This window comes from Pseudomonas fluorescens NCIMB 11764, from assembly GCF_000293885.2.
Classification (GTDB): domain Bacteria; phylum Pseudomonadota; class Gammaproteobacteria; order Pseudomonadales; family Pseudomonadaceae; genus Aquipseudomonas; species Aquipseudomonas fluorescens_B.
Genome location: NZ_CP010945.1, coordinates 1,208,397 through 1,228,230, shown reverse-complemented (window position 1 = coordinate 1,228,230; position 19,834 = coordinate 1,208,397). Strand labels below are relative to the sequence as shown.

Annotated in this window: 20 protein-coding genes; 13 read left to right on the top strand and 7 right to left on the bottom strand. The window is 59.1% G+C overall.

Features of this window, described 5'->3' with window-relative positions:
• Nucleotides 1-33: 33 nt before the first annotated feature.
• Both B723_RS05640 and B723_RS05635 read right to left on the bottom strand, forming a co-directional pair.
• Nucleotides 34-675: a tyrosine-protein phosphatase gene (locus B723_RS05640; RefSeq protein WP_031319209.1), complete on the bottom strand. Its 642-nt coding sequence runs from the start codon at nt 673-675 to the stop codon at nt 34-36.
• A 203-nt stretch (nt 676-878) separates the two neighbouring features.
• The gene (locus tag B723_RS05635) at nt 879-1,181 is read right to left on the bottom strand and encodes a hypothetical protein (protein WP_031319208.1); all 303 of its coding nucleotides are present in this window, start codon (nt 1,179-1,181) and stop codon (nt 879-881) included.
• A 231-nt stretch (nt 1,182-1,412) separates the two neighbouring features.
• Between B723_RS05635 and B723_RS05630 the strand changes: the two genes are divergently transcribed.
• From B723_RS05630 to B723_RS05620, 3 genes are all read left to right on the top strand, one after another.
• Entirely contained in the window at nt 1,413-2,471 is a 1,059-nt protein-coding gene (locus tag B723_RS05630) for a PA0069 family radical SAM protein (protein WP_017341782.1), read from the top strand.
• Nucleotides 2,472-2,715: 244 nt separating this feature from the next.
• A complete protein-coding gene (locus tag B723_RS05625) occupies nt 2,716-3,447 on the top strand; it encodes a carbonic anhydrase (protein WP_017341781.1) in 732 nt (243 codons plus the stop codon).
• 90 nt (nt 3,448-3,537) lie between these two features.
• Nucleotides 3,538-5,064: a SulP family inorganic anion transporter gene (locus B723_RS05620; protein ID WP_017341780.1), complete on the top strand. Its 1,527-nt coding sequence runs from the start codon at nt 3,538-3,540 to the stop codon at nt 5,062-5,064.
• 123 nt (nt 5,065-5,187) lie between these two features.
• Here the strand turns inward: B723_RS05620 and B723_RS05615 are convergent, their stop codons facing one another.
• Complete coding sequence (locus tag B723_RS05615) at nt 5,188-5,838, bottom strand: hypothetical protein (RefSeq protein WP_017341779.1); 651 nt, start codon at nt 5,836-5,838, stop codon at nt 5,188-5,190.
• Nucleotides 5,839-6,208: 370 nt separating this feature from the next.
• Between B723_RS05615 and coxB the strand changes: the two genes are divergently transcribed.
• The 4 genes from coxB (at nt 6,209) to B723_RS05595 (ending at nt 10,638) form a co-directional block, all read left to right on the top strand.
• On the top strand, nt 6,209-7,336 hold the full coding sequence (gene coxB, locus B723_RS05610) for a cytochrome c oxidase subunit II (RefSeq protein WP_017341778.1): 1,128 nt from the start codon (nt 6,209-6,211) through the stop codon (nt 7,334-7,336).
• An 82-nt stretch (nt 7,337-7,418) separates the two neighbouring features.
• Nucleotides 7,419-9,008, top strand: coding sequence for a cytochrome c oxidase subunit I (gene ctaD, locus B723_RS05605; RefSeq protein WP_017341777.1), 1,590 nt, complete (start codon nt 7,419-7,421; stop codon nt 9,006-9,008).
• Between the two features lie 165 nt (nt 9,009-9,173).
• On the top strand, nt 9,174-9,725 hold the full coding sequence (locus tag B723_RS05600) for a cytochrome c oxidase assembly protein (RefSeq protein WP_017341776.1): 552 nt from the start codon (nt 9,174-9,176) through the stop codon (nt 9,723-9,725).
• A 25-nt stretch (nt 9,726-9,750) separates the two neighbouring features.
• The gene (locus B723_RS05595; RefSeq protein WP_017341775.1) at nt 9,751-10,638 is read left to right on the top strand and encodes a cytochrome c oxidase subunit 3; all 888 of its coding nucleotides are present in this window, start codon (nt 9,751-9,753) and stop codon (nt 10,636-10,638) included.
• A 3-nt stretch (nt 10,639-10,641) separates the two neighbouring features.
• Here the strand turns inward: B723_RS05595 and B723_RS05590 are convergent, their stop codons facing one another.
• Nucleotides 10,642-10,845, bottom strand: a complete 204-nt coding sequence (locus tag B723_RS05590) for a twin transmembrane helix small protein (RefSeq protein WP_008152470.1) — start codon at nt 10,843-10,845, stop codon at nt 10,642-10,644.
• A 70-nt stretch (nt 10,846-10,915) separates the two neighbouring features.
• Here B723_RS05590 and B723_RS05585 point away from each other — a divergent pair, with 70 nt between their 5' ends.
• The 5 genes from B723_RS05585 to B723_RS05565 are packed head-to-tail and all read left to right on the top strand — an operon-like array spanning nt 10,916 to nt 14,818.
• On the top strand, nt 10,916-11,656 hold the full coding sequence (locus tag B723_RS05585) for an SURF1 family protein (RefSeq protein ID WP_017341774.1): 741 nt from the start codon (nt 10,916-10,918) through the stop codon (nt 11,654-11,656).
• Entirely contained in the window at nt 11,622-12,215 is a 594-nt protein-coding gene (locus B723_RS05580; protein WP_031319206.1) for a hypothetical protein, read from the top strand. The genes B723_RS05585 and B723_RS05580 overlap by 35 nt, the downstream gene beginning before the upstream one ends.
• Nucleotides 12,216-12,225: 10 nt before the next feature.
• The gene (locus B723_RS05575; protein WP_017341772.1) at nt 12,226-13,299 is read left to right on the top strand and encodes a COX15/CtaA family protein; all 1,074 of its coding nucleotides are present in this window, start codon (nt 12,226-12,228) and stop codon (nt 13,297-13,299) included.
• Nucleotides 13,287-14,186 (top strand): heme o synthase, encoded by a 900-nt coding sequence (cyoE, locus tag B723_RS05570; protein ID WP_017341771.1) that lies wholly within the window; start codon nt 13,287-13,289, stop codon nt 14,184-14,186. Before B723_RS05575 ends, cyoE begins: the two co-directional genes overlap by 13 nt.
• The gene (locus tag B723_RS05565; RefSeq protein ID WP_017341770.1) at nt 14,183-14,818 is read left to right on the top strand and encodes an SCO family protein; all 636 of its coding nucleotides are present in this window, start codon (nt 14,183-14,185) and stop codon (nt 14,816-14,818) included. Before cyoE ends, B723_RS05565 begins: the two co-directional genes overlap by 4 nt.
• Nucleotides 14,819-14,903: 85 nt before the next feature.
• On the opposite strand, the gene B723_RS05560 is transcribed toward B723_RS05565, so the two are convergent.
• The 3 genes from B723_RS05560 to B723_RS05550 are packed head-to-tail and all read right to left on the bottom strand — an operon-like array spanning nt 14,904 to nt 17,412.
• Entirely contained in the window at nt 14,904-15,674 is a 771-nt protein-coding gene (locus B723_RS05560) for a MetQ/NlpA family ABC transporter substrate-binding protein (RefSeq protein WP_017341769.1), read from the bottom strand.
• 56 nt (nt 15,675-15,730) lie between these two features.
• Entirely contained in the window at nt 15,731-16,405 is a 675-nt protein-coding gene (locus tag B723_RS05555; RefSeq protein ID WP_008002212.1) for a methionine ABC transporter permease, read from the bottom strand.
• Entirely contained in the window at nt 16,405-17,412 is a 1,008-nt protein-coding gene (locus tag B723_RS05550; RefSeq protein ID WP_017341768.1) for a methionine ABC transporter ATP-binding protein, read from the bottom strand. The genes B723_RS05555 and B723_RS05550 overlap by 1 nt, the downstream gene beginning before the upstream one ends.
• Nucleotides 17,413-17,677: 265 nt before the next feature.
• Here B723_RS05550 and katE point away from each other — a divergent pair, with 265 nt between their 5' ends.
• Entirely contained in the window at nt 17,678-19,816 is a 2,139-nt protein-coding gene (gene katE / locus B723_RS05545) for a catalase HPII (protein ID WP_017341767.1), read from the top strand.
• Nucleotides 19,817-19,834 lie beyond the last annotated feature (18 nt).

Genomic DNA, 19,834 nt, shown 5'->3' with positions numbered 1-19,834 from the left:
CCTCCCACAGCGCAATGCCGTGGGAGGTGCTGTTTACTCGACATGGGCGGACTTGAACCAGTTTTTCATCGAACACGCAGCGAACGGGCTCGTGCTGCACTCCCCGTTGGCCAGCGCTGTGCGCAGCTTCTCGGCATCGGCCTGCATCATGTAACGAACACCGTCCCTGAAGTGTGTGCTGTCACCAAAGCCGCCCTGAGTCATCTCGCTCAGGGCGTCCTCCTTGCTCCATCCCTGCACAACCACCCGGTACATGGCGGCCATCAGGCCAGTACGGTCCGAGCCGTGTTTGCAATGCATCAGCACCGGGCCTTTGGCTTCGGCGCTCTGAATGGCACGAAGGGCCGTGAGGACTTGCGCATCATCCACGTGATTGGTGCGGTAGGGCAGTTGCACCTGTTCGATACCGGGTGTGGCCAGCCAGCTTGAATCGGACTCGGGCAGGAAGTTGATCACCGTGGCGACCTTGAGTTTTGCCAACAAGGGAACGGCTCCGCGATCGGGTAATGCGCTGCGGTAGAGAGTCGGGGACATCTGGAAAAGGTTGTACTGAACCCCGACCGGTTGAGCCCACTCCGCAGGACGGGGCACGACTGTCTCGTCAGCGTGAGCAAACGTCAGGTTGAACAGTGCAACCAGCGACAAACACATCGCAGGAATAAGGCGTGGGGACATGCTTGACGACCGTATTGGAAGGCGGGGTGACGACGCCACAATGAGCGTCGAGCGGTCAAAGGTCCGTGAGCCACCTGTCAAAGAATCGTGAATCCGCTCCCTTTGAATTTGTGCTTTCCAACAATACCTGCGACGGCTGATTCAACTCGCACTTCACAACTAAACCTGCGCGGCACTCTCACAGGTTTAGTGAGTAACCAGGCTTACGGATTGACGATACTGGAATAAGCTTTGGCCAGAGCCAGCAGTTTTTCCTTGTCGTCGCTGTCGATATCGCCGTCACCGTCCACATCACTTTTTACTTTTTTGATATCGAACGAACGACCGCCATCAACTGAAGTTGCAGTCATATAGACAGAATCCACCAGGGCCTCGGTCTGCACTTCATTTTCGGCATCAAAACCCAATTCCATACGGGCAAGCTGTATTGAAACGAGCGTGTTTGGTTCCGAAGCACTTGGCTGCATAAGTTGTAAAAAGATACCGCGCTGATTAAAAATCGACATTAATGAAATCCATTTAATTAATTAAGACACGAAACTTCGTGCGAGACGGATACTACTTATTAATTTAGTCTCCAAGCTATTCGTCATATGTTTCCCGGAATGTCACCAGGTTGAACTCGCCGGTCAACTTCATTGCCAAGAAGTTTCCTGCCCTGTCGGAGTGCCGAACGGCACTGGCCGGCTCGTTCATCCTTCGATACTGTATGCACATACAGCAAAGAGTATTGATCGATGAGCACTCCCTTGCCTCCCCGCGGACGCGGCACCGCCACCAACCCTCACAACCGCTTCGCCCCGAACCGCTCAGTGGCGGAGGACGATGGCTGGTATCAGGAAGCGCCGATGACCCAGGGCACCGAGGTGCGCATCGAGACCGCGAAAACCATCATTACCCGCAACAACTCGCCGGACCTGCCCTTCGATCGTTCGATCAATCCCTATCGCGGTTGCGAGCACGGCTGCATCTATTGCTATGCACGACCCAGCCACGCTTATTGGGACATGTCACCGGGGCTGGATTTCGAAACAAAACTGATTGCCAAGACCAATGCCGCCGATGTGCTGGAAGAGCAACTGTCCAAACGCGGCTATCAATGCGCACCGATCAACCTGGGCTCCAACACCGATCCATACCAGCCCATCGAACGGGAACACAAGATCACCCGCAAAACCCTGGAAGTGCTGCTGCGTTACCGTCACCCGGTGACGATCATCACCAAGGGCTCGCTGATTCTGCGCGACCTGGACCTGCTGGCTGAACTCGCCGAACAACGGCTGGTAGCGGTGATGATCAGCCTGACCACCCTGGACGATGAACTCAAACGCATCCTCGAACCCCGCGCCGCTGCGCCCAAGGCCCGTCTACGGGCGATCCGCGTAATGCGCGAGGCCGGGATTCCGGTGGGCGTTCTGTGTTCACCGATGATTCCAATGATCAACGACAGCGAGCTCGAAAGCCTGCTGACCGAGGCGCAGGCGGCCGGAGCACAAAGTGCGGCCTACATGATGTTGCGCCTGCCGCTGGAAGTGGCACCGTTGTTCGAGGAATGGCTGGCGGCCCACTATCCTCAAAGAGCAGCCCATGTGTTGAGTCTGATTCGCCAGAGCCGCGGCGGTGAACTGTATGACAGTCGGTTCGGCACCCGAATGCGTGGCGAAGGTCCGTTTGCCGATCTGTTGGCGCAGCGCTTTGCCAAAACCATCAAACGCCTGGGGCTCAATCGACGGGAAGGTTTCAATCTGGATTGCGACGCCTTTTGTCCGCCGGGTCGCCAGATGTCGTTGATTTGAGGACAATTGGCCTATGGTTGAGTAGTAGGAAACGTGCGACATAATTAGCCTGGTCACATTTTTTGTAACCTGTAACGCACGTTCTAGAGCAGTTGATTCAGTTTGAGTTAAGTTTCGGCAGCTACCTTGTTCATCGAGTGACTGACGGGTCGAGATTTCCGACCTGGATGTTTTTTAAACAGCCACTGGCTTCACACCGGACAAAACGGGAAAATTCCCTGACTCCGCCAATGAGGATGAATTCATGAGTGACAAGGATAAACAGCCGTTGGCTGCGTCGGCTTCAGCCCAACCCGAGGCGGAAACCGCCGATGCAGCGTTGAAGCATATCGTTGATGGTTTTTTGCATTTTCATCATGAGATCTTTCCGCAGCAGGAAGAGCTCTTCAAAAAACTCGCCACCGCCCAACAGCCAAGGGCGATGTTCATTACCTGCGCCGACTCGCGCATCGTGCCCGAACTGATCACCCACAGTTCGCCTGGCGATCTGTTCGTGACTCGCAACGTCGGCAACGTCGTACCGCCTTATGGCCAAATGAACGGCGGTGTTTCCACCGCCATCGAGTACGCGGTGCTGGCGCTGGGCGTGCAACACATCATCATCTGCGGCCACTCCGATTGTGGCGCGATGCGTGCCGTGCTCAATCCCGACAGCCTGGAAAAGATGCCCACGGTCAAAGCCTGGCTGCGGCATGCGGAAGTCGCGAAATCCATGGTGCACGACAACTGCAACTGCACCGACGAAAACGAAACAATGCACATCCTCACCGAAGAGAATGTCATCGCCCAACTGCAGCACCTGCGTACTCATCCCTCGGTAGCCTCGCGCATGGCGAACGGTCATCTGTTCATCCATGGCTGGGTCTATGACATCGAAACCAGCGCAATCAAAGCTTATGACGCCGATCAGGGGCGTTTCCTGCCGCTCGATGGCAGCCATCCGATTCCGGTGGCGACGCCCAAAGCGCGCTTCTAAATCTTCCTAAAAATCTGTGTGGTTTGACCCTGGCCGCTGTTTCAGCGGCCAGGCCACGCCATGCCTGAAGAAATCTTCGGGAGAATCACCATGCGTGCTGCGCAACTCAAAGCTGTTCTGCCACGGGAGCTGCTCGCTTCAGTGGTTGTGTTTCTGGTCGCCCTGCCCTTGTGCATGGGCATCGCCATCGCTTCGGGATTACCGCCGGCCAAAGGCCTGATCACCGGCATCATCGGTGGTCTGGTCGTGGGTTGGCTCGCGGGGTCGCCCCTGCAAGTCAGCGGTCCGGCGGCGGGTCTGGCTGTTCTGGTGTTCGAACTGGTGCGCCAGCACGGCATCGCCATGCTCGGGCCGATTCTGCTGCTGGCGGGGTTTCTGCAATTGGTGGCCGGACGTTTGAAACTGGGCTGCTGGTTTCGGGTAACAGCGCCGGCGGTGGTTTACGGCATGCTCGCCGGGATTGGCGTGCTGATCGTATTGTCACAGGTGCATGTGATGCTCGACGCCGTGCCCAAACCGTCGGGGCTGGATAACCTGGCGGCCTTTCCGGCTGCCGTGGCGCAAGCCTTGCCTTCTTTTGGTTGGCAGGCCGGCCTGCTCGGGCTCGCAACCATAGCGATGATGTACCTGTGGGAAAAATTGCGCCCGCATTCCCTGCGCTTCATTCCGGGAGCGCTCCTGGGTGTAGGCCTGGCGACTGTCGCCAGCCTGATGCTCGCCTTGCAGGTCAAACGCGTGGAGGTCCCGGCCAATCTGGCGGAAGCCATCGACTGGCTGAAACCGGCGGACTTGCTCAATCTTGCTGATCCGACCTTGCTGATCGCGGCCTTCGCTGTCGCCTTCATCGCCAGTGCCGAAACCCTGCTGTCTGCCGCTGCGGTAGACCGCATGCACAGCGGTCAACGCTCGGACTTCGACCGGGAACTCTCGGCGCAAGGCGTCGGCAACATGCTCTGCGGCCTGCTCGGTGCGTTGCCCATGACCGGCGTGATCGTGCGCAGCTCGGCCAATGTGCAAGCTGGCGCCACCACACGACTGTCGACGATATTCCATGGCCTATGGCTGCTGGCGTTCGTGTTGCTGCTGTCCAGCGTGCTGCAGAGCATTCCGGTGGCAAGTTTGGCGGGTGTGCTGGTTTACACCGGTTTCAAACTGGTCGACCTCAAGGCCTTCCGCAGTCTGGGCCGTTATGGCCGGATGCCGATGTTCACCTACGCCGCGACAGCGCTGGCGATTGTCTTCACCGACTTGTTGACCGGCGTACTGATCGGCTTCGGCCTGACCCTGGCCAAGCTGGCGTGGAAAGCCTCGCGGTTGAAGATCAGCCTGATCGATCTGCCCAAGGACGGTGAAATGGAGTTGCGCTTGATCGGGGCTGCGACCTTTCTCAAGGTGCCGGCGTTGACTCAGGTGCTGGGGACCATTCCCGCCGGTGCAACGGTGCATGTGCCGCTCAATAACCTGAGCTATATCGATCACTCGTGCCTGGAGTTGCTTGAAGAATGGGGTCGGGCCAATGCGGCCAAGGGTTCGACGCTATTGATTGAAGCGCGAGGGTTGAAGCGCAGGCTTGAAGGGCGGTTACGGACTACCACCGGAGTAGGTTCTACGGCCTGAACATAGACAATGTGGGAGCGGGCTTGCTCGCGAAGGCGGTGGGTCATTCAACATTAATGTCGATTGACTCACCGCCTTCGCGAGCAAGCCCGCTCCCACAGGGGTTTGGGTTTTTCAGTTGGATCAGGCGGCGGGCTGATCCAGCTCCAGCCCTACGCCCAACCGGCGTGACATGCACGGCCAGCGCTTCCACGCAGCGCCGGTATCGGGGCTGCTGAGTTTCTCGCGATAGGCTTCCACCGACTCCAGCGCAAAGCTTTCATCGTTGAGCATCTCGTCCACGGCGTGATGCACCGCCTCATCCAGTTGGTTGGCAAATTCCTCACCGATCAGTTGGTGAGCAATCAGGTTGGCGACAGTCATGTCCAATGGGATCAGTGGCTGGCCAAAGTGCTTGATGTACAGGTCGTTGACCTCTTCGACAAACCGATGCGCCAGATAGGCTTCGTCCAGCAGGCTGTCGAGCCCGATGTGACCCGCCATGATGGTCGGCGGCTGAAGGAAGTACTGCTCGGCAATTTTCAGCACCGGTTTGATCTGTGACTCGATACCCGCTTCCCTGGCGACTTCATTGGCTGCATCCAGCAGATCAGGAACTTCATCGATGTAGGCGGCGACAAAACGCGTCAACACGCCGTTGGCATCCGCCTCCGGCAATTGGATCGTGGGGTGTAGATGAGGCAGTTTGCTTTCCAGCTGACGCGTCAACAGGCCGGTCTCGGCCTCGTGTTGTTGGGCTTTTTGGATCTGCTCGCGCAATGCGGCGGTGTTCATGAAAACTCCAGGAAACAAAGGCAATGAAATAGGGAAGACATAACTTAGCTTGCATACGAAAAAGGCTAAGACGCATTTGTCATAATTGTTTCATCCTTGAGACATCACAGTTATATCCATTTGCCACCACTCGTCTGCATCCTTCTCCATTCGGGACCTTGAACGCAAGTCCCAGCTGTTTCAGATCATTTACGCCGTCACGTTGCGAGGTGGCAGTCGCTGTCTATACTCGGGTGGGAATGGAGTTAGCTGATGACGCCCGACTGCACACGCAGCAAGGCCCGGCGATTCAAGTTCGTAGTCTGAAATGCCGCTCCCTTGCCGCAGGTGAAAGCCGGCGGGATAACAAGAACGATAAGGGGAACCCGCAATGATGCGACATCCACACGTCTGGATGGGCCTCCTGTTGTGGTCGATTTTCGGTCAGGCGCACGCCGCCTGGACTGTGAATATGGCGCCGGGAGCGACTGAAATCAGTCACGCAGTATTTGACCTGCACATGACCATTTTCTGGATCTGTGTAGTGATCGGCATCATCGTCTTCGGCGCCATGTTCTGGTCGATGATCCTCCACCGTCGCTCGACCGGGCAGGTGGCCGCAAAATTTCATGAAAGCACCACCGTCGAAATCCTCTGGACCATCGTGCCCTTCGTGATCCTGGTGGCCATGGCGGTTCCTGCCACGGCGACCCTGATCAAGATGTACGACGCCAGTGAGCCGGATATCGATATCCAGGTCACCGGCTATCAGTGGAAGTGGCATTACAAATACCTGGGCCAGGACGTCGAGTTCTTCAGCAACCTGGCCACGCCCGCCGACCAGATTCACAACAAGGAAACCAAGGGCGAGCACTACCTGCTGGAGGTCGACAAGCCACTGGTGCTGCCGATTGGCGCCAAGGTGCGCTTCCTGGTGACCTCCGCTGACGTTATCCACTCCTGGTGGGTGCCGGCCTTCGCGGTCAAGCGCGATGCGATTCCGGGGTTCGTCAATGAAGCCTGGACCCGCATCGACAAACCTGGCATCTACCGCGGGCAGTGCGCCGAGTTGTGCGGCAAGGACCACGGTTTCATGCCGATCGTGGTCGAGGTCAAGGAAAAGGCCGATTACGAAAAATGGCTGGGCGAGCGCAAGGCCGAGGCCATGCAGCTCAAAGAGCTGACCAGCAAGGAATGGACCCTCGACGAGCTTAAAGAGCGTGGCGACAAGGTTTATCACACCACTTGCGTGGCCTGTCACCAGGCCGAAGGCCAAGGCTTGCCGCCGATGTTCCCGGCACTCAAGGGCTCGAAAATCGCCACCGGCCCGATCAAGGATCACTTGGGCATCGTCTTCCACGGCAAGCCTGGCACCGCCATGGCGGCGTTCGGCAAGCAGCTCTCGGAAGTCGATATCGCGGCGGTCGTGACCTACGAACGTAACGCCTGGGGCAACAACAAAGGCGACATGGTCACTCCTAAAGAAGTGCTGGAGCTGAAACAGGCGGAAAGCCAATGACCCGGCCTATTGCGCAACCAAGGAACCGGTCGGGGCAGCGCGCCCCGGCCTGCCCAGCCCATCTGTTTGCAGGAGACACGCCATGAGCGCCGTCATTGATGATCATGGTCATGCTACCGATCACGCCCACGGCCCTGCCAAAGGTCTGATGCGCTGGGTGCTGACCACCAACCACAAGGATATCGGCACGCTGTACCTGTGGTTTGCGTTCTCCATGTTCCTCTTGGGCGGTACGTTCGCGATGGTGATTCGCGCCGAACTGTTCCAGCCGGGGTTACAGATCGTCCAGCCGGAATTCTTCAACCAGATGACCACCATGCACGGTCTGGTGATGGTGTTCGGTGCGGTAATGCCGGCGTTCGTCGGCCTCGCCAACTGGATGATCCCGCTGATGATCGGCGCACCGGACATGGCCCTGCCGCGGATGAACAACTTCAGCTTCTGGCTGCTGCCGGCGGCGTTCATCCTGCTGGTGTCGACCCTGTTCACCCCCGGTGGCGGGCCGAACTTCGGCTGGACGTTCTACGCCCCGCTTTCGACGACCTACGCGCCGGAAAGCGTGACGTTCTTCATCTTCGCCATCCACTTGATGGGGATCAGTTCGATCATGGGCGCGATCAACGTGATCGCGACCATCCTCAACTTGCGCGCCCCCGGCATGACGCTGATGAAAATGCCGTTGTTCGTCTGGACCTGGCTGATCACCGCATTCCTGCTGATTGCGGTGATGCCGGTGCTGGCCGGTTGCGTGACGATGATGCTGATGGACATTCACTTCGGCACCAGTTTCTTCAGTGCCGCCGGCGGCGGTGATCCGGTGTTGTTCCAGCACGTGTTCTGGTTCTTCGGTCACCCTGAGGTGTACATCATGATCCTGCCGGCCTTCGGTGCCGTCAGCTCGATCATTCCGGCCTTTTCGCGCAAGCCGCTGTTTGGCTACACCTCGATGGTTTATGCCACGGCCAGTATCGCGTTCCTGTCGTTCATCGTCTGGGCGCACCACATGTTCGTGGTCGGCATTCCGCTGGTGGGCGAGCTGTTCTTCATGTACGCCACGCTGCTGATCGCGGTGCCCACCGGAGTGAAGGTGTTCAACTGGGCGAGCACCATGTGGCAAGGCTCGCTGACCTTCGAGACGCCGATGCTATTCGCGGTGGCGTTCGTGATCCTGTTTTCCATTGGCGGGTTCTCAGGGTTGATGCTGGCCATCGCCCCGGCAGACTTCCAGTACCAGGACACCTACTTCGTGGTCGCGCATTTCCACTATGTGCTGGTGCCAGGGGCAATCTTCGGGATTTTCGCGTCGGCCTACTACTGGCTGCCGAAATGGACCGGCCACATGTACGACGAAACCCTCGGCAAGCTGCACTTCTGGCTCTCGTTCATCGGCATGAACATGGCGTTCTTCCCGATGCACTTCGTGGGGCTGGCGGGCATGCCGCGGCGGATTCCGGACTACAACCTGCAATTCGCCGACTTCAACATGGTGTCGTCGATCGGCGCGTTCATGTTCGGTGCCACGCAGATCTTCTTCCTGTTCATCGTGATCAAGACCATCCGCGGCGGCCCGCCAGCACCGGCCAAACCGTGGGATGGAGCGGAAGGCCTGGAGTGGAGCATCCCGTCACCGGCGCCGTATCACACGTTCACCACGCCGCCGGAAGTGAAATGAACACCTTCGCCCCTGTAGGAGCGAGCCTGTGTGGCGAGGGAGCTTGCTCCCGCTCGGCTGCGAAGCAGACGCAAAACTTTTGGGGCCGCTTCGCGACCCAGCGGGAGCAAGCTCCCTCGCCACAAAGGCCCACTCCTATCGGGTTATGCGTAGAGGCTGGATCCCATGGCTGACTCGATTTCGATGAAGAAGCTGGTCACCCGCCTGCTGCTGGTAGTGGTGGCGATGTTTATTTTCGGGTTTGCCCTGGTGCCGATCTACGACGTGATGTGCAAGGCATTCGGCATCAATGGCAAGACTGGCGGCCAGTATGAGGGCGAACAAACCGTCGATACCTCGCGGCAGGTCCGCGTGCAGTTCCTGTCGACCAACTCGGCTGACATGTCCTGGGATTTCTACCCCAAGAGCGACGAGCTGACGGCCAACCCGGGGGCGGTGAACGAGATGATCTTCATCGCGCACAACCCCACTGACAAGCCGATGAGCGCGCAAGCGGTGCCGAGCATCGCGCCGAGCGCCGCGGCGGCGTATTTCCACAAGACCGAATGTTTCTGCTTTACCCAGCAAGTGCTGCAGCCCGGTCAACGGATCGAGATGCCGGTACGTTTCATCGTTGACCGTGACATGCCCAAGGATGTGAAGCACCTGACGCTGTCCTACACGCTGTTCGATATCACCGCCCGACATCCACCGGTGGCTGTAAATACTGGCGGCTGAGCGTGCCCGATAAGGAGAACAATAAATGGCAACTCATGAACATTATTACGTTCCGGCCCAGAGCAAATGGCCAATCATCGCCACGGTCGGGATGTTCGTCACCGTGTTCGGCCTGGCCACCTGGTTCAACGATCTGAAAGCGGCGCGGCCGGAATCCCACGGCCCGCTGATTTTTTTCGTCGGCGGCCTGCTGCTGGCGTACATGCTGTTCGGCTGGTTCGGCACGGTCATCAAGGAAAGTCGCGGCGGCTTGTACAGCGCGCAGATGGACCGCTCGTTCCGCTGGGGCATGAGCTGGTTCATTTTCTCGGAGGTGATGTTCTTTATCGCGTTCTTCGGTGCGCTGTTTTACGTGCGCCACGTTTCCGGTCCGGCCCTCGGCGGTGAAGGTCCCAAAGGCATCGCACATATGCTCTGGCCGAACTTCGAATTTGTCTGGCCATTGCTGAACAACCCTGATTCCAAACTGTTTCCGCCGCCGAAGGAAGTTATCAGTCCCTGGGGCCTGCCGCTGATCAATACCATTCTATTGGTGAGTTCCAGCGTCACCGTGACCATCGCCCACCACGCCTTGAAAAAAGGCCACCGCGGCGCATTGAAAATCTGGCTGGCGATCACCGTGTTGCTGGGCTGCGCGTTCCTCGGTTTTCAGGCCGAAGAGTACCTGCATGCTTACCACGAACTGGGCCTGACCCTGGGTTCGGGCATCTACGGCGCGACGTTCTTCATGCTCACCGGTTTCCACGGCGCTCACGTGACTATCGGCACCATCATTCTCTTCGTGATGCTGATGCGGGTCATGCGTGGGCATTTCGATAACGAGCACCAGTTCGGCTTCGAGGCGGCGAGTTGGTACTGGCACTTCGTGGACGTGGTGTGGATCGGACTGTTCGTTTTCGTCTACGTGCTCTGAGGCTTACCAGGGCACATGCGACACCAGCTGGCCGCTGAAAAAACCCCAGGCGATCAAGCCGACGGTGATGGCGGCCAGGGCAACACGAACACTCAAGGCAATGACGAGGCGGTTCGAGCTGCTGTCGTCCTTGACCAGAAAAAACAGGCCGCTGAACAGGCTGACAACCGTGGCAATCAGCATCAGGACGATGGCTGCTTTGAGCATGGTGGGACTCCGGGGGAAAGGCGATGCACTTGAGTATAGCTATCGCGACTACCGACTTTCTGGCGAAGCCATGAAGCGCTTTCGGCCGGGCATCGTACCGACGCTGGTGGTCGCGCTCCTGCTGCCGCTGCTGGTCTCGCTCGGCTTCTGGCAACTGAGCCGGGGCGCGGAGAAAAGCGCGTTGCTGCACACCTACGCCGAGCGCCGTGCCGCCGCGCCGATGGCCAGCACCGAGCTGCAACACACCGAAGATCCGGCGTTTCGCCGGGTTCGCCTGCACGGCCAGTTCGATGCGGCACACAGCCTGTTGCTGGATAACCGCCAGCGCGACGGCAAAGTCGGCGTCGAGCTGCTGCAACCGTTTCAGGAGCAGGCGACCGGACTGTGGCTGCTGGTCAATCGCGGCTGGCTGCCGTGGCCGGACCGGCGCACACCGCCGCAATTCACCACGCCGACTCAGGCCTTGAGCCTGGATGCCTGGGTCTACGTCTCGCCCGGCGCGACCTTTCAATTGCAGGCCGATCCGAGCACCACCACCTGGCCTCGATTAGTCACCGCGGTCGAACCTTCCAAGCTCTGGGCGGCGCTGGACCGTGACGGGTTCGCCTACGAATTACGCGCAGAAACCGGCCCCGCGTCCTACCAGGCCGATTGGCCGGTAGTGGCCATGGGGCCGGAAAAACACATCGCTTATGCCGTGCAGTGGTTCGCCATGTCGATCGCCCTGCTCGGCCTCTACGTCTATCTCGGTTGGCACAACGCAAAGGAGAAACACCATGGGAGCGGCCATGAATCCACCCAGCATGTCTGAGGCGAAAACGCCGGCGAACCGGCGCAAGGGTCGCTTGCAGCTGCTGCTGATCCTGCTTGGGGTGATCGGTCCGATGATCCTCGCCACCGGCATGTACAAGTTGCAGTTCTGGGTGCCGGAAGGTCGCAGCTATCACGGCGAGCTGATCGGCAACGGCCAGACCCGCGCCGACCTTGGCGTGCAGGCGCAGGAGGACCGCTGGCAATTGCTGGTCACCGCGCCCAAGGAGTGTTCGGTTGATTGCCAGCAGTTGGTGTATCTGGCGCGACAAGTCCAGATCGGCCTTGGCCGTGATGCCGGGCGCGCCAGTCACGCCCTGGCTGCCGCGCAACCGCTGAACAGCGACTACGACGCCAAGCTGACCCGCGAATACCCGCAGCTGCAGCGTTATCCCATGGACCTGACCACGTTCAGCAAGACCACTGGCGATCAAACCGTGCCGCAGCTGTGGATCATCGACCCGCACGGCAATCTGGTGCTGCGCTACGACCCAACCGTGAAAGGCAAGGACTTGCTCAATGACCTGCGCCATTTGCTGAAACTGTCGAACATCGGATAAGGGCATCGTCATGGCCAAACCTGGATTTCGCCTCGCGCTGTTTGCCACCTTGCTGGCACTGATCGTGGTGTTGCTCGGTGCCTACACCCGCCTGACCCACGCCGGCCTCGGTTGCCCGGACTGGCCGGGCTGCTACGGCTTTATCAGCGTGCCGAAAAGCGAAGCCCAGCTGGCTCATGCCGAACTGCATTTTCCCGATGCCCCGGTCGAGGCGCACAAGGGCTGGAACGAAATGGTCCACCGCTACTTTGCCGGCACATTGGGGTTGCTGATTTTGGTACTGGCCGGGCGCGCCTGGGTGCATCGTCGGCATCCGGGGCAACCGGTGAAGCTGCCATTGTTCCTGTTGGCGGTGGTAATCGCCCAAGCGGCGTTCGGCATGTGGACGGTAACGCTCAAGCTTTGGCCACAAGTGGTGACCGGGCATTTGCTCGGGGGTTTCGCAACGTTGAGCCTGTTGTTTCTGCTGACCTTGCGCCTGTCCGGCGTGCTGCCGGCGCTGACGGTGCCGCGGCGTTTGCAGTACTGGGCGACGGCCGGGTTGCTGTTGGTGATCCTGCAAATCGCCCTCGGTGGCTGGGTCAGCTCCAACTACGCGGCGGTGGCTTGCATCGACTTTCCGACCTGTCACGGGCAATGGCTGCCGCCCGCTGATTTCGCCAACGGCTTTCATTTGACCCAACACATCGGCCCCAATTACCTGGGCGGGCAGCTCGACAGCGATGCGCGCACGGCGATTCACCTGACTCACCGCATTGGCGCGCTGTTGGTGACGCTGGTGCTGTTCGGTCTGGCGTGGCAACTGAAAGTCGTCGGCATGACACGCCTGGCGGGACTGGTGCTGATTGCTCTCGCCGCACAGATCACCCTCGGCATCAGCAACGTGCTGTTTCACCTGCCGCTGCCGGTGGCTGTCGCGCATAACGCCGGCGGCGCAGCGCTGTTGCTGACAATGGTGCTGGTCAATTACCACGCCCGGACCAGTCTGGTTCGGGTCAAACAACCGACGCGCTGGCGCTTCAGCCCGCGCAAACACTCGGCCGGGCCCATAACAATAAAAGGAGAGATGCCATGGCGACTCTGATCGGCGCACGTCACAGCCAGGCGATCTGGCGTGACTACCTGGAGCTGACCAAGCCGAAAGTGGTGGTGCTGATGCTCATCACCTCGCTGGTCGGCATGTTCCTCGCGACCCGCGCCGGGGTGCCATGGACGGTGCTGGTGTTCGGCAATCTGGGGATCGCGTTGTGTGCCGGCGGGGCGGCGGCGGTCAATCATGTGGTGGACCGGCGGATCGATGCGGTGATGGCGCGCACACACAAACGGCCCTTGGCCGAAGGCCGGGTGTCACCGAAGGCTGCGCTGACATTTGCATTGGTGCTGGCGGTGCTGGGTCAGGCGTTGTTGCTGGCGTTCACCAATCCACTGACGGCGTGGCTGACCCTGGCTTCCCTGCTCGGTTACGCCGTGGTCTATACCGGTTTCCTCAAACGCGCGACGCCACAGAACATCGTCATCGGCGGCCTGGCCGGTGCCGCCCCGCCGCTGCTCGGCTGGACCGCAGCCACGGGCCACGTCAGTGCCGAACCGCTGCTGCTGGTGCTGATCATCTTCGCCTGGACCCCGCCGCACTTCTGGGCGCTGGCGATCCATCGCAAAGAGGAATACGCCAAGGCCGATATTCCGATGCTGCCGGTGACCCATGGCGAGCACTACACGAAAATTCATATCCTGCTTTATACCTTCGCGTTGCTGGCCGTCAGCCTGATGCCGTACGTGATTCACATGAGCGGCGTCCTCTACCTGATTTGCGCCGTCGGGCTTGGCGCGAGGTTCCTGCAATGGGCCGTCGTGCTGTACCGTGGCACTCGGCCGCACGCGGCGATCAGCACGTTCAAGTACTCTATCTGGTACTTGTTCCTGCTGTTTATCGCGCTGCTCGTAGACCACTACCTACTGTTGAACCTATGACTCGAACCCAGAAAACCGTCTTCATCCTTGTCGCCCTGATCGCGCTGGTCCTGGGCCTGACCATCAACAAAGTGCTGTCCGGCAAAGGCCAGGGTGACCCTACGGCACTGATCGACGCCGGGATTATCCTGTTGCCGCAAAGCCGCAACCTGCCGGACGTGACGATGACCGATCAGGACGGCAAACCGGTGGCGGTCAATGCGTTGAAAGACAAGTGGTCGTTGCTGTTCTTCGGCTACACCTTCTGCCCGGACATCTGCCCGACCACCCTCGCCCAGCTGCGCCAGATCAAGAGCGAATTGCCGCCGGAGGCTGTGGATAAATTGCAGATCATCCTGGTAAGCGTCGATCCGAACCGCGATACACCCAAGCAGCTCAAGCAATACCTGGGTTACTTCGACCCGCAGTTTCAAGGACTGACGGCGGCCTCGGTCGAGGACATTCAGAAGCTGGCCAACGCGGTGAGCATTCCGTTCATTCCGGCGGACACCAGCAAGCCGAATTACACGGTTGATCACAGCGGCAACCTGGCGGTGATCGGGCCGGACGGGACGCAGCGCGGGTTCATCCGGGCGCCGTTGAACAACGCCAAGTTGGTGGCGCAGTTGCCGGTGATGCTTAACCGCAAATAACACCCGGCTCCTGCAGGGTCCGTGTTTCAGGCATAAAAAAATGGGGCGCATTTGAATGCGCCCCATTTTTCGTTACAGCTTCAGATCAGAACGCCGGCACTACCGCGCCTTTGTACTTCTCGAGAATGAAGGCTTTCACTTCCGGGCTGTGCAGCGCGGTAACCAGCTTCTTCATGTCTTCGCTGTCCTTGTCGTCCGGACGGGCAACGAGGATGTTCACGTACGGCGAGTCGCTGCCTTCGATAACCAGCGCATCCTTGGCCGGATCAAGCTTGGCTTCCAGCGCGTAGTTGGTGTTGATCAGCGCCAGGTCGACCTGGGTCAGTACGCGCGGGAGGGTCGCGGCTTCCAGTTCGCGGAATTTCAGGTCCTTGGTGTTCTCGGTGATGTCCTTGACGGTCGACAGGATGTTGTTCGAATCCTTCAACTTGATCAGGCCAGCCTTCGCCAGCAGCAACAGCGCGCGGCCGCCGTTGGTGGCGTCGTTAGGGATCACTACGTTGGCGCCGCCCGGCAGTTCGGTCAGCGCTTTGTACTTGCTCGAATAAGCGCCCAAGGGTTCCAGGTGCACACCGGCCACGGAAATCAGGTTGGTGCCCTTGGCCTTGTTGAACTCATCGAGGTACGGCTGGTGCTGGAAGAAGTTGGCATCCAGGCGTTTCTCGGCCACTTGCACGTTCGGCTGGATGTAGTCGGTGAAGACTTTGACTTTCAGGTCCACGCCTTCCTTGGCCAGGGCCGGTTTCACGAATTCGAGGATTTCTGCGTGCGGGACCGGGGAGGCCGCAACGGTCAGGGTGCCGGCGTGGGCGGAAAAAGCTGCAACAGCAGCGAACGCGACGAGTAGTTTTTTCATTCAGCAAACTCCTTGTGAGGCGCATGGCGCCTGCCAGCGAATGGCCGGCTCATGACTTATTTACGCGAGAAGTGTACGACCAGCTTATCGCCAACGGTTTGCAACACTTGAACCAGAACCAGCAGCAATACCACGGTGACGACCATCACATCGGTCTGGAAACGCTGGTAGCCAAAACGGATCGCCAGGTCACCCAGACCACCCGCACCCACCACGCCGGCCATCGCCGTGTACGACACCAGTGTAATAGCTGTCACCGTAATCGCCGCGAAGATGCCCGGGCGGGCTTCTGGCAGCAAGGCATTGGTGATGATCTGACGTGTCGTCGCGCCCATGGCCTGTGTCGCTTCGATGATGCCGCGATCCACCTCACGCAGGGCGGTTTCCACCAGTCGTGCGAAGAACGGCGTGGCACCCACCACCAGCGGAGGAATTGCACCGGCAACACCTAGCGAAGTGCCGGTGATCAACACGGTGAACGGAATCATCACGATCAGCAAAATGATGAAGGGCAGCGAACGCAGAATGTTCACCACCAGCGACAACATTGCGTATACGCCTTTGGCTTCCAGCAACTGACGCGGGCTGCAAAGGAACAACAGCACGCCTAGCGGAAGGCCCAGCAGCACGGTGAACAACAGCGAACCGCCGAGCATCAGCAGGGTATCGCCAGTGGCCAGCCAGATTTCGAACCAGTCGATATTGGCGAAGAAACTTGTCAGGGCTTCCATCAGCGCAGCACCTCCATGTGGACATCAGCCGCGGTGAAGCGGGCAAACGCCGCCTCCATGTCGCCGCCGGTGACCGCCAGGGTCAATTGCCCGTAGGGGATGTCTTTGATGCGGTCGATACGACCGGCCAGGATGCTGTAGTCCACGCCCGTTTCCCGAGCGACAGTCCCCAGCAATGGCGCGTAGGTCGCTTCGCCCTGGAAGGTCAGGCGCACGATACGGCCTGGCACGTGAGCAAAATCGTCCCGCTGTTCGCTTTCGTCGATCTGCTCGTCTTCCTGCACGAAACGCTTGGTAGTCGGGTGCTTGGGATGCAGGAACACCTCGGCCACCGAACCTTGCTCGACGATCACACCCGCGTCCATGACCGCAACCTGGTCACAGACGCGACGGATCACATCCATCTCGTGGGTGATCAGGACGATGGTCAGCTTCAGCTCGCGGTTGATCTCGGCCAGCAATTGCAGGACCGACGCTGTGGTCTGCGGGTCCAGGGCGCTGGTGGCTTCATCGCACAGCAGGATTTTCGGCTTGGTCGCCAGCGCACGAGCAATCCCGACGCGCTGCTTTTGGCCGCCGGACAACTGCGCCGGGTACTTTTTGGCGTGATCGGACAAGCCAACCCGCGCCAGCAACTCGGCCACACGCTGGTCGATCTCGCTGCGCGACAATTCGCCCGCAAGGGTCAGCGGCAACGCGACGTTGTCGGCAACGGTCTTGGACGCCAGCAGGTTGAAGTGCTGGAAAATCATCCCGACCTGCTGACGAAAACGTCGCAGGCTGTTGGCGTCGAGCGCCGTGACTTCTTCGCCGTCGACGATGATCTTGCCGCCACTGGAGTTCTCCAGGCGATTGATCAGACGCAGCAGAGTACTTTTTCCCGCACCGGAATGACCGATCAGGCCGAAGACCTGACCGTTTTCAATCGTCAGACTGGTCGGGTGCAGGGCGGGAATATCCTTACCGGCGACGCGGTAGGTTTTATGGACGTTTTGAAACTCGATCACGTAGCGAACCTTGTGGGGCGCGTTAGAAAAGAATCAGCGGTTAGCCGGGCGCGCATTTTAGCCTGTCCGTATAGAGGTTATTAGCATTTATTCCGCATTCAACCTTTCATTTGGCAATAACGCGATCAAAGGTCATAAAAAAGGAACGGCTAAAAACCCCATCAGTCACTAATAAGGCAACTCGAAAACGCCCCCCGGTGCCGTGCCTGGGGAATACATAAGAGTCCTGGCTACGGCAGGAATCGCAACGAGGAGTTAACGACTGATGAGTACTAAAAAGCCTGCCGCACCTAAAAGCGCAATGGCCGGGACCGACACACTGGACCGCGGCAACACCAATGCCAAGCTCGACAGCCTGGAAAAATTCCGCTCCGACGCCACCCAACAGGCCCTGCGCACTAACCAGGGCGTGAAGGTTTCGGACAATCAGAACACGTTGAAAGTCGGCGCCCGCGGGCCGTCGTTGCTGGAAGATTTCATCATGCGTGAAAAGATCACGCACTTTGACCATGAACGGATCCCGGAGCGCATCGTCCATGCCCGGGGCACTGGGGCTCATGGTTTTTTCCAGACCTATGAAAACCATTCCGTACTGACCAAGGCCGGTTTCTTACAGGACCCGGGTAAGAAAACCCCAGTCTTCGTACGATTTTCCACGGTGCAAGGCCCGCGCGGGTCAGGCGATACCGTGCGCGATGTACGCGGTTTCGCCGTGAAGTTCTTCACCGACGAAGGCAACTTCGACTTGGTGGGGAACAACATGCCGGTGTTTTTCATACAGGACGCGATCAAGTTTCCTGACTTCGTTCACGCGGTAAAACCGGAGCCACACAACGAGATTCCTACGGGAGGTTCGGCGCACGACACCTTCTGGGACTTTGTCTCGCTGGTTCCGGAATCAGCGCACATGGTGATGTGGGCAATGTCCGACCGGGCGATCCCGAAAAGCCTGCGCAGCATGCAGGGCTTTGGCGTGCACACATTCCGGCTGATCAACGCCGAGGGCAAATCACGCTTCGTCAAATTCCACTGGCGCCCTTCCGCCGGGACCTGCTCGCTGGTCTGGGATGAAGCCCAGAAGCTCGCCGGTAAAGACACCGACTACCACCGCCGCGATCTCTGGGAATCAATCGAGATGGGCGATTACCCGGAATGGGAATTGGGCGTACAGGTCGTCGAGGAGGAAAATGAACATGCCTTCGATTTCGACATTCTCGACCCGACCAAAATCATTCCCGAGGAAATCGTACCCATCACCCCACTGGGCAAAATGGTGCTCAACCGTAACCCGGACAACTTTTTCGCCGAAACCGAGCAGGTCGCTTTCTGCCCGGGGCACATCGTGCCGGGGATCGATTTCTCCAACGATCCGTTGCTGCAAGGTCGGTTGTTTTCCTACACCGATACACAAATCAGCCGACTCGGCGGGCCGAATTTTCACGAGATCCCGATCAACCGTCCGGTCGCCCCCTTCCATAATGGCCAACGGGATGCGATGCACCGCACCACCATCGACAAGGGTCGCGCGTCCTACGAGCCGAATTCCATCGACGGTGGCTGGCCGAAGGAAACACCGCCCGCCGCGCAGGATGGTGGTTTCGAGACGTATCCAGAGCGCATCGATGCCAACAAGATCCGCCAGCGCAGCGAGTCGTTCAGCGATCACTTTTCTCAAGCGCGACTGTTCTTTCACAGCATGAGCAAACACGAGCAGGAACACATCATTGCGGCCTACAGCTTTGAGCTGGGCAAGGTTGAGCGGGAATTTATCCGTGCGCGCGAAGTGAATGAGATCCTTGCCAACATCGACCTGGAACTGGCCAAGCGTGTGGCGCAGAACCTTGGCTTGCCGGCACCGAAGGCCGGGACGGTCGATGTACCGAAAATATCCCTGGACCGTTCACCCGCCCTGAGCCAGGCCAATTTGTTGCCCGGCGATATCAAAACCCGAAAAGTCGCGATTCTGGCGGCCAACGGTGTCGATGGCGTTGCAATCGATGCCATGAAGAAAGCGCTGAAAGCTGAAGGCGCGCACGCCAAGTTGCTCGGCCCGACGTCCGCCCCGGTGACAACGGCCGATGGCAAGTCGCTGCCGGTGGATGCCTCCATGGAAGGCATGCCATCCATCGCCTTCGATGCGGTCTTTGTGCCAGGTGGCGCGGCATCCATCAAAGCGTTGAGCGGTGATGGCGTGGCGTTGCATTACGTGCTGGAGGCGTACAAGCATTTAAAGGCGATCGCGCTGCAAGGCGAAGCCAAGCAACTGCTGGATATGTTGAAACTGGAAGCTGATGCGGGGTTGATCGTGGGGACGGACGCGAAGTTGATCAAAGCGTTTTTCGCGGCGATCGGGCAGCATCGGGTTTGGGATCGAGAACCTAAGGCCAAGGCGATTCCGGCTTAGGTTGTGAATCAATAGCAA

Bases quoted from the DNA above. Each gene is read 5' to 3' on its own strand.
- B723_RS05640 (WP_031319209.1), bottom strand. From the start codon at position 675: ATGTCCCCACGCCTTATTCCTGCGATGTGTTTGTCGCTGGTTGCACTG.
- B723_RS05635 (WP_031319208.1), bottom strand. From the start codon at position 1,181: ATGTCGATTTTTAATCAGCGCGGTATCTTTTTACAACTTATGCAGCCA.
- B723_RS05630 (WP_017341782.1), top strand. From the start codon at position 1,413: ATGAGCACTCCCTTGCCTCCCCGCGGACGCGGCACCGCCACCAACCCT.
- B723_RS05625 (WP_017341781.1), top strand. From the start codon at position 2,716: ATGAGTGACAAGGATAAACAGCCGTTGGCTGCGTCGGCTTCAGCCCAA.
- B723_RS05620 (WP_017341780.1), top strand. From the start codon at position 3,538: ATGCGTGCTGCGCAACTCAAAGCTGTTCTGCCACGGGAGCTGCTCGCT.
- B723_RS05615 (WP_017341779.1), bottom strand. From the start codon at position 5,838: ATGAACACCGCCGCATTGCGCGAGCAGATCCAAAAAGCCCAACAACAC.
- coxB (WP_017341778.1), top strand. From the start codon at position 6,209: ATGATGCGACATCCACACGTCTGGATGGGCCTCCTGTTGTGGTCGATT.
- ctaD (WP_017341777.1), top strand. From the start codon at position 7,419: ATGAGCGCCGTCATTGATGATCATGGTCATGCTACCGATCACGCCCAC.
- B723_RS05600 (WP_017341776.1), top strand. From the start codon at position 9,174: ATGGCTGACTCGATTTCGATGAAGAAGCTGGTCACCCGCCTGCTGCTG.
- B723_RS05595 (WP_017341775.1), top strand. From the start codon at position 9,751: ATGGCAACTCATGAACATTATTACGTTCCGGCCCAGAGCAAATGGCCA.
- B723_RS05590 (WP_008152470.1), bottom strand. From the start codon at position 10,845: ATGCTCAAAGCAGCCATCGTCCTGATGCTGATTGCCACGGTTGTCAGC.
- B723_RS05585 (WP_017341774.1), top strand. From the start codon at position 10,916: ATGAAGCGCTTTCGGCCGGGCATCGTACCGACGCTGGTGGTCGCGCTC.
- B723_RS05580 (WP_031319206.1), top strand. From the start codon at position 11,622: ATGGGAGCGGCCATGAATCCACCCAGCATGTCTGAGGCGAAAACGCCG.
- B723_RS05575 (WP_017341772.1), top strand. From the start codon at position 12,226: ATGGCCAAACCTGGATTTCGCCTCGCGCTGTTTGCCACCTTGCTGGCA.
- cyoE (WP_017341771.1), top strand. From the start codon at position 13,287: ATGGCGACTCTGATCGGCGCACGTCACAGCCAGGCGATCTGGCGTGAC.
- B723_RS05565 (WP_017341770.1), top strand. From the start codon at position 14,183: ATGACTCGAACCCAGAAAACCGTCTTCATCCTTGTCGCCCTGATCGCG.
- B723_RS05560 (WP_017341769.1), bottom strand. From the start codon at position 15,674: ATGAAAAAACTACTCGTCGCGTTCGCTGCTGTTGCAGCTTTTTCCGCC.
- B723_RS05555 (WP_008002212.1), bottom strand. From the start codon at position 16,405: ATGGAAGCCCTGACAAGTTTCTTCGCCAATATCGACTGGTTCGAAATC.
- katE (WP_017341767.1), top strand. From the start codon at position 17,678: ATGAGTACTAAAAAGCCTGCCGCACCTAAAAGCGCAATGGCCGGGACC.